Source organism: Citrobacter sp. Cpo030 (assembly GCF_030333005.1).
GTDB classification, from domain to species: domain Bacteria; phylum Pseudomonadota; class Gammaproteobacteria; order Enterobacterales; family Enterobacteriaceae; genus Citrobacter; species Citrobacter portucalensis.
In genome coordinates this window covers 191335-206768 of the sequence record NZ_JAOWGT010000069.1, presented here as the reverse complement: position 1 = coordinate 206768, position 15434 = coordinate 191335, and the positions used below count along the sequence as shown (strand labels likewise).

Below are 15434 nucleotides of genomic sequence, written 5' to 3'. Positions count from 1 at the left end.
AAACGACCAGGAGAATTCCTGGTACAGGCCCAAAACGTTTAGTGGATTTCCGCCACGCCAAGCCGCAGAGTTGGGCACATAAGGCACATCTCCAGCAGCACAGCCACGTATTCCCGAGCTTCTTTTTTCAGATCAAACGATTCGGGGGCAAATAACCAGTTTTCTATGATTCCGGTAATGTAGCTACGCAACAGGACCGCCACGCGACGGGTGTTCAGGTTTTCCGGCAGCATATTGGCATCCATACAGTGCCGCAATGTTTGTTCGATACGATCGTAATTTTCAATACAAAGATGGCGTTGAGCTAACTGAACAGAGGCCATTTCCCCGACAAATTCGCATTTGTGGAATATAATTTCCAGCAACAAACGTCGGCGTTCTTCTGTCACGGTAGCTTCAAGAACGTAAATTAAAATTTCTCTTAATACTGATAGTGGATCGTCGGGGAATTTTGCCTGATACTCAGTCTCTAACTCATCAATGTTAGGTTTTGCTAGCTCCCAGATTTCACTGAATAAATCCGACTTGTTTTTGAAATGCCAATAGATTGCTCCGCGCGTGACACCAGCGGCTTTTGCGATCTCCGCAAGCGAGGTGGATGATACCCCTTGTTGCGAAAACAAATGCAGAGCAACATCGAGAATATGCTGTCGTGTTTCCTGTGCTTGTTGTTTGGTTTTTCGTGCCATATGTCAGTGAATTTACAGGCGTTAGATTTACATACATTTGTGAATGTATGTACCATAGCACGACGATAATATAAACGCAGCAATGGGTTTATGGGCTTTAAGCCATTGATCAATTTGAAATCGGACACTCGAGGTTTACATATGAACAAAAACAGAGGGTTAACGCCTCTGGCAGTCGTTCTGATGCTCTCAGGCAGCTTAGCGCTAACAGGATGTGACGACAAACAGGCCCAACAAGGGGGCCAGCAGATGCCAGAGGTTGGAGTTGTTACACTCAAAACTGAACCTCTACAGATAACAACCGAGCTTCCGGGTCGCACCAGTGCGTTTCGCATCGCAGAAGTTCGCCCTCAGGTTAGCGGTATTATCCTGAAGCGTAATTTCACCGAAGGTGGTGACATCGAAGCGGGTGTATCTCTCTATCAGATTGATCCTGCGACTTACCAGGCCGCTTACGAAAGCGCAAAAGGCGATCTGGCCAAAGCACAAGCCGCAGCAAATATCGCTCAACTGACGGTTAAACGTTATCAGAAACTGCTGGGTACTAAGTACATCAGTCAACAGGATTACGATAGCGCGCTGGCAGACGCACAGCAGGCAAACGCCGCCGTTATTGCCGCGAAAGCCGCGGTAGAAACAGCACGCATCAATCTGGCCTATACCAAAGTGACGTCGCCGATCAGCGGCCGCATTGGTAAATCATCCGTTACGGAAGGGGCTCTGGTGCAAAACGGTCAAGCGACCGCACTGGCGACCGTTCAGCAGCTGGACCCGATCTACGTGGACGTAACGCAGTCAAGCAACGACTTCCTGCGCCTGAAACAAGAGCTGGCCAACGGCACGCTGAAGCAAGAGAACGGCAAAGCGAAAGTCGAACTGGTAACCAATGACGGCATTAAATTCCCGCAATCCGGTACGCTGGAATTTTCTGATGTGACGGTAGATCAAACCACCGGGTCGATTACGTTACGCGCAATCTTCCCTAACCCGGATCACACCTTACTGCCGGGTATGTTCGTCCGCGCACGTCTGGAAGAAGGGACTAACCCAACTGCATTACTGGTTCCACAGCAAGGCGTTACCCGCACACCGCGTGGCGATGCCAGTGCATTGGTTGTCGGTGCAGACAACAAAGTTGAAACTCGTCAAATTGTTGCCTCTCAAGCGATTGGCGACAAATGGTTAGTCACTGATGGACTTAAATCAGGCGACCGCGTGATTGTCACTGGGCTGCAAAAAGTACGTCCTGGTGCGCAGGTAAAAGCGCAGGAAATCACCGCTGATAACAACCAGCAAGCAGCGAGCGGTAGCCAGCCAGAACAGTCCAAGTCTTAACTTAAACAGGAGCCGTTAAGACATGCCTAATTTCTTTATCGATCGCCCTATATTTGCGTGGGTGATCGCCATTATCATCATGTTGGCAGGGGGGCTCGCGATCCTCAAATTGCCGGTAGCGCAATATCCTACTATTGCACCGCCAGCAGTGACGATCTCCGCGACCTACCCTGGCGCTGATGCCAAAACAGTACAGGATACTGTTACGCAGGTTATCGAACAGAATATGAACGGTATCGATAACCTGATGTACATGTCCTCAAACAGTGACTCCACGGGTACCGTGCAGATCACCCTGACCTTCCAGTCTGGTACTGACGCGGATATCGCACAGGTTCAGGTGCAGAACAAACTGCAGCTGGCCATGCCGTTGCTGCCGCAGGAAGTACAGCAGCAAGGGGTTAGCGTTGAGAAGTCATCCAGTAGCTTCCTGATGGTTGTCGGTGTTATCAACACCAACGGCACCATGACGCAGGAGGATATTTCCGACTACGTTGGCGCCAACATGAAGGACGCTATTAGCCGTACTTCAGGCGTGGGTGATGTTCAGCTGTTTGGTTCTCAGTACGCGATGCGTATCTGGATGGATCCGAACAAACTGAACAACTTCCAGCTGACGCCGGTTGATGTAATCAGCGCCATCAAGGCGCAGAACGCCCAGGTTGCAGCCGGTCAGTTAGGTGGTACGCCACCGGTTAAAGGCCAGCAGCTTAACGCGTCAATCATCGCGCAAACCCGTCTGACCTCCGCTGATGAGTTCAGCAAAATTCTGCTGAAAGTGAATCAGGATGGTTCCCAGGTTCGTCTGCGTGACGTGGCGAAAGTGGAACTGGGCGGTGAGAACTACGACATCATTGCGAAGTTCAACGGTAAACCGGCATCCGGTCTGGGTATCAAGCTGGCGACAGGTGCTAACGCCCTGGATACAGCAAACGCTATCCGCGAAGAACTGAAGAAGATGGAGCCGTTCTTCCCGTCAGGTCTGAAGATCGTTTACCCATATGACACCACGCCGTTCGTGAAAATCTCTATTCACGAAGTAGTAAAAACGCTGGCGGAAGCAATCATCCTCGTGTTCCTGGTAATGTATCTGTTCCTGCAGAACTTCCGCGCGACGCTGATTCCGACTATCGCCGTGCCGGTGGTGCTCTTGGGTACGTTTGCCGTCCTTGCGATTTTCGGCTTCTCGATAAACACCCTGACGATGTTCGGGATGGTACTCGCCATCGGCCTGCTGGTGGATGACGCCATCGTTGTGGTCGAGAACGTTGAACGTGTAATGGCTGAGGAAGGACTACCGCCGAAGGAAGCAACGCGTAAATCGATGGGCCAGATTCAGGGCGCACTGGTCGGTATCGCGATGGTACTGTCAGCGGTATTTATCCCAATGGCGTTCTTCGGTGGTTCTACCGGTGCAATTTACCGTCAGTTCTCCATCACCATTGTTTCTGCGATGGCGTTGTCTGTACTGGTGGCATTGATTCTGACCCCTGCCCTGTGTGCGACCATGCTCAAACCGATTGCTAAAGGCGATCACGGAGAAGGCAAAAAAGGCTTCTTCGGCTGGTTTAACCGCATGTTCGATAAGAGCACGCATCATTACACCGATAGCGTGGGCGGTATTCTGCGCAGCACCGGTCGTTATCTGGCGCTGTATCTGATCATCGTCGTGGGCATGGCCTATCTGTTCGTTCGTCTGCCAAGTTCGTTCCTGCCAGATGAAGACCAGGGGGTATTCCTGTCTATGGCTCAGCTGCCAGCGGGTGCAACGCAAGAGCGTACCCAGAAGGTGCTGGACGAAATGACGGATTACTACCTGACCAAGGAAAAAGCGAACGTTGAATCGGTGTTTGCCGTTAACGGTTTCGGTTTTGCTGGTCGTGGTCAGAACACCGGTATCGCGTTCGTTTCTCTGAAAGACTGGAGTGAACGTCCAGGTGAAGAGAACAAGGTTGAGGCGATTACTCAACGTGCGATGGGCGCATTCTCACAGATTAAAGACGCGATGGTCTTTGCCTTTAACCTGCCAGCGATTGTGGAGTTAGGGACCGCGACCGGTTTCGACTTCCAGTTGATTGACCAGGCAGGCTTAGGTCATGAGAAGCTGACTCAGGCGCGTAACCAGCTGTTTGGTGAAGTCGCGAAGCATCCTGATCTGTTGGTCGGTGTTCGTCCTAACGGTCTGGAAGATACGCCGCAGTTCAAGATCGATATCGATCAGGAAAAAGCGCAGGCTCTGGGCGTTTCCATTAGTGATATTAATACAACACTGGGTGCTGCATGGGGCGGAAGCTACGTGAATGACTTCATCGACCGTGGTCGTGTGAAGAAAGTTTACGTCATGTCTGAAGCGAAATACCGTATGTTGCCGGAAGATATTGGAAACTGGTATGTCCGCGGCAGCGATGGACAGATGGTACCGTTCTCCGCCTTCTCTACTTCGCGCTGGGAATACGGCTCACCGCGTCTGGAACGCTATAACGGTCTGCCTTCCATGGAAATCTTAGGCCAGGCCGCTCCGGGTAAAAGTACCGGTGAAGCGATGGCCATGATGGAGCAACTGGCCAGCAAACTGCCATCCGGTATCGGTTATGACTGGACCGGTATGTCCTACCAGGAACGACTGTCCGGCAACCAGGCCCCTGCCCTGTATGCTATTTCACTGATCGTCGTGTTCTTGTGTCTGGCAGCGTTGTACGAGAGTTGGTCAATTCCGTTCTCCGTAATGCTGGTGGTACCGTTGGGTGTTATCGGTGCATTGCTGGCGGCGACGTTCCGCGGCCTGACCAACGACGTTTACTTCCAGGTAGGCCTGCTCACAACCATTGGGTTGTCGGCGAAGAACGCGATACTTATCGTCGAATTCGCCAAAGACTTGATGGATAAAGAGGGTAAAGGTCTGATTGAGGCGACGCTGGACGCAGTACGCATGCGTTTACGTCCAATCCTGATGACGTCACTGGCCTTTATTCTGGGCGTAATGCCGCTGGTCATTAGTTCCGGCGCAGGTTCCGGTGCACAGAACGCCGTTGGTACTGGCGTAATGGGTGGGATGGTGACGGCAACTGTGTTGGCGATCTTCTTTGTTCCGGTGTTCTTTGTGGTGGTACGCCGCCGCTTTAGCCGCAAAAATGAAGATATTGAGCATAGCCACTCAGTAGAGCATCATTGATACATCTCTAAAGATAAGGCCGCGCAAGCGGCCTTTTTTCTGAAAAAATCATAAAAATCACTTATTGCCATTCCGTTTATTTTCTATCGGATAAATAAGCGATATAATCCTTGCAGCCTTAAAGGCTATTCTTAAAAAAACAGCGAGAGTTCTTATTTACTTTAATAAATATTAAGATTATTCCTATCCACTGGTTCACATTGTCGGTTGTTGCCTTTCGTTGCTAAACCTAAACAAGATAACCCGATGATTGCCCGAAGAATAAAGAAATTGTCCCATTTCGAATAGCGGCATTTATCTGTTAAAATGTAAAAATGACGTAGCATCATAATTTTACATAATTGTAATTTTTCGTGATATGACGATGAAATCTTTTTTAGAGTAGATTATAGTTAAATCATCAGGAGTCGCGGGCAAGTTCCAGGTAGTTGTTGTATCCATCCCGAAAGGTGTTCGGTTAGTTTAAGCCACTAAGAAGGGGATGCGTTATGGATGAATACTCACCCAAAAGACATGATATCGCGCAGCTTAAATTTCTCTGCGAAACTCTGTATCATGACTGTCTTGCAAACCTTGAACAAAGTAACCATGGCTGGGTTAATGACCCTACCTCTGCAACCAGCTTGCAGCTCAATGAACTGATAGAGCATATTGCAACCTTCGCACTTAATTATAAAATTAAGTACAATGAGGACAATAAGCTGATCGCGCAGATAGATGAATACCTGGATGACACTTTTATGTTGTTCAGCAGTTATGGTATTAATACGCAGGATCTGCAGAAATGGCGGAAGTCAGGTAATCGACTGTTTCGCTGTTTTGTCAATGCCACCAGGGCTAATCCTGTTAGTTTGTCTTGTTAAAAATTATTACAATCATAGGTAAGAGTTATGTCCGATAAACCATTAACTAAAACAGATTATTTGATGCGCCTGCGACGTTGCCAGACAATTGATACGCTAGAGCGCGTTATTGAAAAAAATAAATATGAATTGTCCGACAACGAACTGGCTGTATTTTACTCAGCAGCAGATCATCGCCTTGCTGAATTGACCATGAATAAGCTTTACGACAAGATTCCAACTTCTGTTTGGAAATTCATTCGCTAATTGCACTCAAGGGTAAGTCAGGTATAGCGGTACAGTTGTCTGGCTGACCATTTTCGTATTTACAATGGTTATTTAATTCAAATCACGTGACTATGATCACAGCAAAGAAGCGGGAACGTTCCCCTTTCTTGCATTACGTTTTACTGTGCTGAAATAACCTTCAGTACACAGGGAATTCGTAATGCGTAATGAAAAGCAAAAAATGATCGCCGGCGAATACTATCGCCCGGCAGATGAAACGCTGCGCAGTGACCGCCTACGCGCTCGTCAGTTGATCCATCGCTACAATCTCACCGCTCCCGATGAAAAAAATGAGCGTCAGGCAATCCTGCATGATCTGTTAGGTCAGAGTGAGGGGGCCTATATTGAACCCTCTTTCCGTTGTGATTACGGTTATAACATCTATCTTGGTAAAGACTTTTACGCTAATTTCGACTGCGTTATGCTCGACGTCTGTCCAATTCATATTGGCGACAACTGCATGCTGGCACCTGGCGTTCATATCTATACCGCGACCCATCCGCTGGATGCTACCGAGCGCAACAGTGGCCTGGAGTTCGGAAAGCCCGTGACAATCGGCAATAACGTCTGGATAGGTGGCCGTGCAGTAATAAATCCTGGCGTCACGCTGGGTGATAACGTGGTTGTGGCATCAGGCGCAGTGGTCACCAAAAGCGTTCCGGCCAACACCGTGGTTGGAGGCAATCCCGCAAGGATCATCAAAACGCTGTGATGTTAAATGTAACTGTTATGCTAAATTGTGGTTAATCTGTTACTTTCTTCAGAACGTATCCCCTTTTAAAATAGGGCGATCGCACCTGAATTTTGCAGATATCACGAAGGCAAGAGATGACAGAAATACAGCGCCTGCTTACTGAAACAATCGACGACTTAAATATTCGCGAGAAGCGCGACAACAAACCGCGCTTTAGCATCAGCTTTATTCGCAAACATCCAGGGCTGTTTATCGGCATGTATGTTGCGTGGTTTGCCACGCTGGCGGTGATGCTACAGTCAGAAACGTTAGTCGATTCAGTATGGCTGCTGGTGGTACTGTTCGTTGTGCTCAACGGCTTTTTCTTTTTCGACGTTGCGCCACGATACCGCTTTGAAGATATCGACGTTCTGGATTTTAGAGTTTGCTATAACGGAGAATGGTACAACACGCGCTTTGTCCCCTCCTCACTCATAGATACTATCCTGCACTCGCCGTCCGTGGACAGCGAACATAAAGCGCAGCTGCAAAAGATGATATCGCGCAAAGGCGAACTCTCGTTTTATGATGTCTTTACGCTTACCCGCGCCCAGACCAGCCAGTAACGACATCTCAGCACAGATAAAAAAAGTGCGTTCCTGCGAAGGTAACGCACTTTAATCCCTGAAATGCTGGCAAAGAAACTAACGTCTTTTTTTACGCCCCTGTACTGCTTTAAAGCGCGGATTCGTTTTGCAGATAACGTACAAACGCCCTTTGCGTTTTACTATCTGGCAGTCAGGATGGCGCTGTTTTGCGCTGCGAAGTGAATTGAGTACCTGCATTTTAACCCCGCTTAACGCCAATAAAATGACCAAAACGTTTTTGGAAACGTGCTGCACTACCTTCATTATCAAAGGTTTTTTGTTTCCCGGTATAGTACGGATGCGATTTGGAAGAGATATCGAGGGTCACGTACGGGTACATTTCCCCCTCAAACTCAATCTCACGCTCAGTCTTGATGGTCGAACCGACCTTAAAGAATTCATTGGCACTGGTATCGTGAAACACCACGGTACGGTAAAAAGGATGAATATCCGGTTTCATGGCAACCTCAATTTGTTACGTTATAACATAACCAACAAAATACACCACTCTTGTACAAATCACAACCTGATTTACACGACAGGGAGTCAAACGGGATGATAAGTGGCCGTAAATATATGATGCCAATCGAATAGCTTTTTGGGGTTTCGGATATACTTTCCCTACGCTGTGTAAATAAGGATATCACTGTGACAACACGACATCTGATAAGCCTGGTGACTGGGGTACTGTTCCTTTCCATCCTCGCGCCTGTAGGTTTAAGCCTGTGGCTGGCACATCATCAGGTCGAAACGAAATTTATCGATGAGCTCGACATGTTCTCAACGCGAGTCGCATTACGTACGGAACGCGTAGGCGAGCAGGCGAAAAAAGCATTGCGCCATATTGAAGCATTTCAGGGGGTGCCTTGTAGTGAAGAGCATCTGCTGGAAATGCGTCGTTTGTCATATAGCTATCGCTATATTCAGGAAGTGCTGTACCTCAAAGATAGCGTTCCGCAATGCTCATCTCTGGAAAAAAGAAGCCAGGCTGACGCATTTCCACCCGCAATGAAAGTCACGCCTGATGGATATCGCGCATGGCTTACCACGCAAAATGATTTGGGCATCAAGCGTTTTATGGCAGCATTAGGGAGCGAACATTATGTTGTGATGGTCGATCCGGGTTCTTTCATTGACGTCATCCCGTTTGGCTCATGGCCGATTGAAGTGACTATCATTGGCACCGTGCGCAACGTCGTGGTTGCCAGTAGCGCCGATCTGCCATCGGACGTTTTGCAGCATGTACAGCAAGAACGATCGATTACTCATTTTAAAAAAGATGGCAGCATTTATAACGCCCGCCCCTTTCCTGAGTTGGGTATCACGATCGTAACCTGGGCTTCCACCCTGCCATTGCAAAAAACCTGGCACCGGCAAGCACTGATCTGGCTCCCGGCAGGCATTCTTATCGGCTTACTCACCGCCGCCTTTGTTTTGCGTATTTTGCGCCGCTTACAGTCGCCCCATCACCAGTTGCAGGACGCTATCCAGCATCGGGACATCAAAGTCCACTATCAACCAATTATCTCGCTCAAAACGGGGAAAGTGGTTGGGGCAGAGGCGCTGGCTCGCTGGCAGCAGGCCGACGGAAGCTATCTGTCGCCGGAAATCTTCGTCGCGCTGGCGCATGAAACCGGGCTGACAGAGTCCCTCACCCGGTTGATCATTGAAAGCGTATTTGAAGATTTAGGCAAATGGCTGCGTCAGCATCCGGAGCAGCATATATCCATCAACCTAGAGTCAGCCGATCTGTCCTCCGAAACGCTTCCTGCCCTGTTAAGCCAGAAGGTGAACCGCTGGCAGCTTAAGCCTGCGCAAATCGCGCTGGAGCTAACTGAACGCGAATTTGCCGACCCGAAAAACAGCGCGCCGTTTATTGCTAAATACCGTCAGGCAGGCCACTCGATCTATATCGATGATTTTGGCACCGGCTATTCCAGCCTGAGCTATTTACAGGATCTGGATGTCGATATCCTGAAGATAGACAAATCTTTCGTCGATGCATTGGAGTACAATAACGTCACGCCGCATATCATCGAGATAGCAAAAACGCTGAAACTTGAGATGGTGGCGGAAGGTATCGAAACCGAGAATCAGGAAACCTGGCTACGCCAGCACGGCGTGCAGTACGGTCAGGGTTGGCTTTACAGCAAAGCGCTGCCGAAAGCGGAATTTATTCTGTGGGCAGAAAAACGGCTTTAACATGGCTGTTGATGTTGAGATGGCTGGCGGCACGCCGCACAGCCAGTCACATCACTCTTCCATAATGGGCGCAAATCCACCGTAGATCATTCGCTTGCCATCAAATGGCATAGATTCACCGAATTCCTTCATACGGGGATCGGACATCATCTTCTGATTCGCCGCATCGCGGACCTCTTTGGATGGATATTCAATCCAGCTGAATACCACTTCTTCATGATCCTGCGCTTTCACAGCCATGCGAAAATCGGTCAACTTGCCGTCGGGGACATCATCTGCCCAGCACTCCACCACGCGCAATGCACCGAACTCCTTGAAAAGCGGAGCTGCTTTTGCCGCCATCGCAATGTACGCCTCCTTGTTTTCAGCGGGTACGGCAACCACAAAGCCATCAACATACTTCATGAGAAAAACCTCCGAAGTGTACTGCGCGGCAAGCCGATTCCGGCCGCGTCAGTCGAGGTTAAGTTTAGTCGCCAGCAGACGATCGCGCCCCAGGCGTATTCTTGATGCGAATACGTGCCTGCGGCTGATGCCGAAACCACGGCAGGCAAAGCTGAATGAGCGGCCCGATTGCCAAGGCATACAGCACCGTACCAACCCCCACGGTTCCTCCCAGCAACCAGCCGATAAGCAGCACCGACACTTCGATTGCGGTTCGAATTCGTCGTACTGGCCAGCCGGTACGCGCGTGAATACCGGTCATCAGGCCGTCACGCGGACCGGCGCCAAAACCGGCACCAATGTACAGACTGGTTGCTAACGCATTCAGGAAAACTGCTGATACCAACAGCCCGCTGCGCGCCAGCAGGGATTCAAATCCCGGAATCACCAGCAGCACGGCATCTGCCGCCAGTCCGATCATAATCACGTTACTCAACGTGCCAAAGCCAGGACGCTGGCGCAACGGTATCCACGCCAGCAGCACCAACACGCCCACGGCAATAATCACCACGCCGATATTCATTGACAATAAATTGGCTACACCCAGGTGAAACACGTTCCACGGATCGGCCCCTAAATCAGCACGGACAAACATCGCCGTCGACACACCGTACAGCGTCAGCCCGATAAACAGCTGAAGTAAACGACGCAGCATGCTTTTCCCCTCTCACTCTCAGATAACTTTCATCTTCACCGCAATTGGCACTATGATTAATGTCCAGTTTTCAAAAAGTGGACTGCTATGTCATCTCGCCGTTACGGAAGCCAGTCTTTGCAGCGCCTGCTCGGACACTGGCAGGAAAGCCCCTCGCGAACGCCCATCTGGCGACAGCTGGCAGAAGCGTTACGTCTGCTTATTCTCGATGGTCGACTGGCGCTGGATAGCCGTTTACCGGGTGAACGCGAGCTCGCCGTCGTCCTGCAAGTAAGTCGAACTACCGTCGCCAGCGCTATGGCGCAACTGCGTGAAGAGGGATATCTGGAAAGCCGTCATGGTAGCGGATCACGGGTGATCCTGCCGGAACATATTCGCCATGTGCCAACCCGGACCAGTACCGGCACAGCACTTGATTTGTCCACGGCGGCGCTAAGTGCCGGACCCGAAATTCATCAGGCTTACCAACAGGCGCTGTTCGCCATGCCACAGCATCTGTTGAGTTCCGGGTATCTGCCACAGGGACTGTCGGTATTGCGTGAATCCATCGCTCAGCATTATTGCGATCGCGGGCTCCCGACGCAGCCCGATGAAATCATGGTCGTGAATGGTGCTGTCAGCGGCCTGGCGCTGATCCTACGTTTGCTCACCGGCCCCGGCGATCGCGTAGTGGTAGATCACCCTACTTATCCGCTGGCGATTGCCGCGATTCAAGGCGCATCCTGTCGCCCCGTCGGCGTGTCGCTACCCGAGCACGGTTGGGATACCGCGGGTCTGGTCGCCACCCTCGCGCAAACCGCACCGAGAATGGCCTACCTGATGCCGGACTTTCACAACCCGACCGGGCGTTGCATGGACGCTGCAACTCGCCAGGTCGTGGCGGATATTGCCGAACGAACCCGCACTACCCTGGTGGTCGATGAGACGATGGTGAACCTGTGGTATGACGCCCCGCCGCCGCCGCCACTTGCCGCATTCAATCGCGACGCGCCGATCATTCTATTGGGTTCGGCCGGGAAAAGCTTTTGGGGGGGATTACGTCTGGGCTGGATCCGGGCGTCGGCACGAACCATTGCGGCGCTGGTACAAACCCGCGATACCTTCGATTTAGGCTCCCCGGTGCTTGAACAACTCGCCACCAGTTGGCTGCTGGATAACGCCCCTAACTTTCTTCCTGACAGAAGACGCCTGCTCACATCGCGGCGAGATCTGTGCTCGGACCTGATGAACTCACATTTCCCGGAATGGCAGTTTACCCAGCCACAGGGAGGACTCTCTTTCTGGGTTGAACTGCCCGATACGCTGGCGACGCTCTTTGCCACTCGCGCCGAAAGTGCAGGCATTCAGCTGGGTACCGGTACGCGGTTTGGCCTTGATGGCGCATTCGATCGCTTTTTGCGTATGCCCTTCACGTTACCGGATGACACAGCGCGTGCTGCTTTCAGAGTGTTGCAACCCATTTGGGATAACCTGCGATTGCAGGCCAGCAGCGGAAAAATGCGCAAAATAATCTAAGCGACGAGTCAAAAGACCCGCCATTGAATACCGTGATGGACAAGGAAGTCCCAGCAATATTACTGTTGAGGAGGAACCGGGAATCCCTTCAGGGAAATTACGAAATTCTCACCGTCTTTCTTAATTTTTGCCCCGGCATCACACCAGTCGGAGGCAATACGGAAGAACTCATCGCTGCCGACATTCCAGCTCAGACGAACATGTTTCACATAACCGGAACGCAGCATTTCACAAGCTTCGCCGTAATTACAGGCGGTTGAGAGCGGTTGTTGTTTCATTTTTTCTTCTTCAGTAGTCTGCGCAACGCTTTGATTTCTTTAGGAGTCAGTGCTTCAACTACGGACTCTTCCGTATGCTGGCTATCGATATCCTCAGCGGAGACTCCCGCCTCTTCAACGGCGGTAAACGCAATCAGCAGCAGTTTTTCCGTCGCAACACTTAAATTTTCGTTATGCACTTCAGCGTAATGGCGAAGCTTTTCTTTTAGCGCCTCATCAATTTTGACATTCAATACAGCGGTCGACATCGTAGAAAATCCTTGTGGTCAGCCAAAACACACCGAATGTAAGACTCTGTCGTTACAGTGCGATGGCGGCGGCAAAAGCATCAAATAACATCCCCGAAACACATTGACAGCATTTGATGACAATAAAATGACAATACGATGACAAAGAAAAGAAGATAAGCAGAAGGGAAATTGCCGGACGGCAGAATTGGGTGGGGGCCCTGCCAGCTACATCCCGGCACACACGTCATCTGCCTTGGCTGCTTCCTTCCGGACCTGACCTGGTAAACAGAGTAGTGTTGCGGGAGAACCAACAGAGCCCCCATTGAGAGCGTTGTTAACCAACGCGCAGGCGCATTATCACTGCTGCACCCTGTAATTGCAACCCATCCAGCATCGGATGCTGTTTTCTTGTGCAATGCAGCTTCACTCCTTCGCCATTCAGCATTATGCTGGAGGATTAGCGCAGGAATAAATAATGGATATACAAGACTCTTTCCCCCAACGCGTCTGGCAAATCGTCGCGTCAATCCCCGAAGGTTTCGTCACTACGTATGGCGATGTTGCCAGGCTTGCCGGTTCGCCGCGTGCTGCGCGCCAGGTAGGCGGCGTGCTTAAGCGTCTCCCCGAAGGCAGCACTCTGCCCTGGCATCGGGTGGTCAATCGCCATGGTACCATTTCGCTGACCGGCCCCGACCTGCAACGGCAGCGTCAGGCGTTACTGGCAGAGGGAATTGTGGTTTCTGGAAGCGGACAGATCGATTTACAGCGTTATCGCTGGGTGTACTAACCCTCTCCAGGCGGAGAGGGTTACGACTACCTTAGTACTGCGTGGGGGCAGGAACGGCAGAAGACGGATTCACCTGGGTTGGTGACGTTGACGGCACCGTGGTGGCAGCCCCACCGCTCGCCTGAACCGGTACTGCCGTTTGCTGTACAGGGACCAGCGTCAGGTCAGCTTTTGTACCACCCTGATTAATGACCGTCTGAACGGTATCAGTAATAAAGACCAGTTTGTCATTAACCGTAATTGCCGCACTCAGCAGAATACGAGCGTTAGGCTGAATATCTGCTGGATTAAACGGTAATACGAAGCTGAATGGCGCCTGCTTGCCTTCAGTACGGACCGCTTTTTGCGACAGCACTTTTGACGGCGCATCGGCCAGCGACGCATCTGACAGCGTGACGGTCAGCACCGCATCGGGTGGCAAGGCCACTTTCTGGCGGATCCATACCGTACCAGAAACATTTGGCTGTTGAATTTTAGACTGTGTGTCAGCAATTGACGTATTAGGGCTTGGCGCAGGTGTCTGAATATCTGCACTTTTATCAGCACAGGCCGCCAGAGCGACCGCAACCGCTAAACCACTTACCATGTGCACGAGTTTCATTAAATTCTCCTTATCATCTATGCACCAGCGAGAACTTTCCTCGCCAGAAGAGTGGTTAACAAAAACATAACGTGACTAAGTGTGGCACAAGACAGCTGTTTTTGCCTGTAATAGGCCTTTAATTCAGACAATTGCACCCATCGGACCACTTTCAAAATTGCGTTATACTCTGCCTACCTCGCTGCGAGAACGATATAACCTGGAGAGCACGTATGAGTCTGGCGCTGAAAAATTTGCTGACATTGTTAAATCTGGAAAAAATTGAAGAAGGACTCTTTCGGGGCCAAAGTGAAGACTTAGGGTTACGCCAGGTTTTTGGGGGGCAGGTTGTCGGTCAGGCGCTGTATGCCGCCAAAGAAACCGTACCGGAAGAGCGTCTGGTCCACTCTTTTCACAGCTATTTTTTACGCCCCGGCGATAGCCAAAAGCCCATCATCTATGATGTTGAAGTCTTGCGTGATGGTAACAGCTTCAGCGCGCGCCGCGTTGCCGCAATTCAGAATGGTAAACCCATTTTTTACATGACCGCCTCTTTCCAGGCACCGGAAGACGGATTTGAACATCAGAAAACCATGCCGGATGCGCCGGGTCCCGATGAGCTGAAATCAGAAACGGAAATTGCCCGTTCAGTGGCGCATTTACTGCCGCCGCTGTTGAAAGAAAAATTTATCAACGATCGTCCGTTGGAAGTGCGCCCGGTTGAGTTTCACAACCCCTTAAAAGGTCACGTCGCACCTCCGGCGCGCCAGGTATGGATCCGCGCAAACGGCGAGCTGCAGGACGATCTGCGCGTCCATCAATATCTGCTTGGCTATGCCTCAGACCTGAACTTCCTGCCTGTTGCACTGCAGCCATACGGGATTGGTTTTCTGGAAAAAGGGATTCAGATCGCCACCATTGACCATTCAATGTGGTTCCACCGTCCGTTCAATATTAATGAGTGGCTGTTGTATAACGTCGAGAGCACTTCGGCCTCCGGTGCCCGGGGTTTTGTACGCGGGGAGTTTTATACCCAGGACGGCGTACTGGTCGCCTCTACCGTGCAGGAAGGGGTAATGCGTAATCGCAATTGAGAA

The 15434-nt window shown here is 50.7% G+C and carries 18 protein-coding genes and 1 other RNA gene; 10 read left to right on the top strand and 9 right to left on the bottom strand.

Translation table 11 applies throughout. The features are described from left to right. Positions 1–38 precede the first annotated feature (38 nt). Positions 39–689: a multidrug efflux transporter transcriptional repressor AcrR gene (gene acrR, locus OGY37_RS16615; protein WP_003831045.1), complete on the bottom strand. Its 651-nt coding sequence runs from the start codon at positions 687–689 to the stop codon at positions 39–41. Between the two features lie 141 nt (positions 690–830). Between acrR and acrA the strand changes: the two genes are divergently transcribed. The 6 genes from acrA (at position 831) to OGY37_RS16585 (ending at position 7625) form a co-directional block, all read left to right on the top strand. Further along, positions 831–2024 carry a multidrug efflux RND transporter periplasmic adaptor subunit AcrA gene (gene acrA / locus OGY37_RS16610; RefSeq protein WP_286546470.1) on the top strand — a complete coding sequence of 398 codons (1194 nt, stop codon included), beginning with the start codon at positions 831–833 and terminating at the stop codon, positions 2022–2024. A 22-nt stretch (positions 2025–2046) separates the two neighbouring features. Next, positions 2047–5196: an efflux RND transporter permease AcrB gene (gene acrB, locus OGY37_RS16605; protein WP_063941319.1), complete on the top strand. Its 3150-nt coding sequence runs from the start codon at positions 2047–2049 to the stop codon at positions 5194–5196. 488 nt (positions 5197–5684) lie between these two features. After that, a complete protein-coding gene (tomB, locus tag OGY37_RS16600) occupies positions 5685–6059 on the top strand; it encodes an Hha toxicity modulator TomB (protein ID WP_003021733.1) in 375 nt (124 codons plus the stop codon). A 27-nt stretch (positions 6060–6086) separates the two neighbouring features. Continuing rightward, positions 6087–6305, top strand: coding sequence for a hemolysin expression-modulating protein Hha (gene hha / locus OGY37_RS16595; RefSeq protein ID WP_002892050.1), 219 nt, complete (start codon positions 6087–6089; stop codon positions 6303–6305). A 181-nt stretch (positions 6306–6486) separates the two neighbouring features. Further along, the gene (gene maa, locus OGY37_RS16590) at positions 6487–7038 is read left to right on the top strand and encodes a maltose O-acetyltransferase (RefSeq protein ID WP_003835924.1); all 552 of its coding nucleotides are present in this window, start codon (positions 6487–6489) and stop codon (positions 7036–7038) included. A 116-nt stretch (positions 7039–7154) separates the two neighbouring features. Beyond that, positions 7155–7625 carry a YlaC family protein gene (locus tag OGY37_RS16585; protein ID WP_020996574.1) on the top strand — a complete coding sequence of 157 codons (471 nt, stop codon included), beginning with the start codon at positions 7155–7157 and terminating at the stop codon, positions 7623–7625. Positions 7626–7703: 78 nt separating this feature from the next. Here the strand turns inward: OGY37_RS16585 and ykgO are convergent, their stop codons facing one another. Beyond that, positions 7704–7844, bottom strand: coding sequence for a type B 50S ribosomal protein L36 (ykgO, locus tag OGY37_RS16580; RefSeq protein WP_005125190.1), 141 nt, complete (start codon positions 7842–7844; stop codon positions 7704–7706). A 1-nt stretch (position 7845) separates the two neighbouring features. Continuing rightward, entirely contained in the window at positions 7846–8106 is a 261-nt protein-coding gene (locus OGY37_RS16575) for a type B 50S ribosomal protein L31 (protein ID WP_003021719.1), read from the bottom strand. Between the two features lie 188 nt (positions 8107–8294). Here OGY37_RS16575 and pdeB point away from each other — a divergent pair, with 188 nt between their 5' ends. After that, entirely contained in the window at positions 8295–9848 is a 1554-nt protein-coding gene (gene pdeB / locus OGY37_RS16570; protein WP_286621266.1) for a cyclic di-3',5'-guanosine monophosphate phosphodiesterase PdeB, read from the top strand. Positions 9849–9899: 51 nt separating this feature from the next. Here the strand turns inward: pdeB and OGY37_RS16565 are convergent, their stop codons facing one another. Beyond that, positions 9900–10253, bottom strand: coding sequence for a DUF1428 domain-containing protein (locus OGY37_RS16565; RefSeq protein ID WP_003831033.1), 354 nt, complete (start codon positions 10251–10253; stop codon positions 9900–9902). A 64-nt stretch (positions 10254–10317) separates the two neighbouring features. Beyond that, positions 10318–10947, bottom strand: coding sequence for a membrane protein YczE (gene yczE, locus OGY37_RS16560; RefSeq protein ID WP_149384074.1), 630 nt, complete (start codon positions 10945–10947; stop codon positions 10318–10320). A gap of 87 nt (positions 10948–11034) precedes the next feature. Between yczE and yczR the strand changes: the two genes are divergently transcribed. Further along, positions 11035–12462 (top strand): MocR-like transcription factor YczR, encoded by a 1428-nt coding sequence (gene yczR, locus OGY37_RS16555; RefSeq protein ID WP_149384073.1) that lies wholly within the window; start codon positions 11035–11037, stop codon positions 12460–12462. Positions 12463–12521: 59 nt separating this feature from the next. On the opposite strand, the gene OGY37_RS16550 is transcribed toward yczR, so the two are convergent. The 3 genes from OGY37_RS16550 to ffs all read right to left on the bottom strand — a co-directional run bounded on the left by OGY37_RS16550 (position 12522) and on the right by ffs (position 13283). After that, positions 12522–12740: a hypothetical protein gene (locus OGY37_RS16550; protein WP_003831030.1), complete on the bottom strand. Its 219-nt coding sequence runs from the start codon at positions 12738–12740 to the stop codon at positions 12522–12524. Next, positions 12737–12988 (bottom strand): hypothetical protein, encoded by a 252-nt coding sequence (locus OGY37_RS16545; protein WP_003831029.1) that lies wholly within the window; start codon positions 12986–12988, stop codon positions 12737–12739. Before OGY37_RS16545 ends, OGY37_RS16550 begins: the two co-directional genes overlap by 4 nt. 198 nt (positions 12989–13186) lie before the next feature. After that, positions 13187–13283: signal recognition particle sRNA small type (ffs, locus tag OGY37_RS16540), an RNA gene on the bottom strand. A 162-nt stretch (positions 13284–13445) separates the two neighbouring features. Between ffs and OGY37_RS16535 the strand changes: the two genes are divergently transcribed. Beyond that, positions 13446–13757, top strand: coding sequence for an MGMT family protein (locus tag OGY37_RS16535; RefSeq protein ID WP_003831028.1), 312 nt, complete (start codon positions 13446–13448; stop codon positions 13755–13757). A gap of 31 nt (positions 13758–13788) precedes the next feature. Here OGY37_RS16535 and OGY37_RS16530 read toward each other — a convergent pair whose 3' ends face one another. Beyond that, a complete protein-coding gene (locus OGY37_RS16530) occupies positions 13789–14358 on the bottom strand; it encodes a YbaY family lipoprotein (RefSeq protein WP_003021666.1) in 570 nt (189 codons plus the stop codon). Between the two features lie 212 nt (positions 14359–14570). Between OGY37_RS16530 and tesB the strand changes: the two genes are divergently transcribed. Continuing rightward, positions 14571–15431, top strand: coding sequence for an acyl-CoA thioesterase II (tesB, locus tag OGY37_RS16525; protein WP_003831027.1), 861 nt, complete (start codon positions 14571–14573; stop codon positions 15429–15431). Positions 15432–15434: the final 3 nt, after the last annotated feature.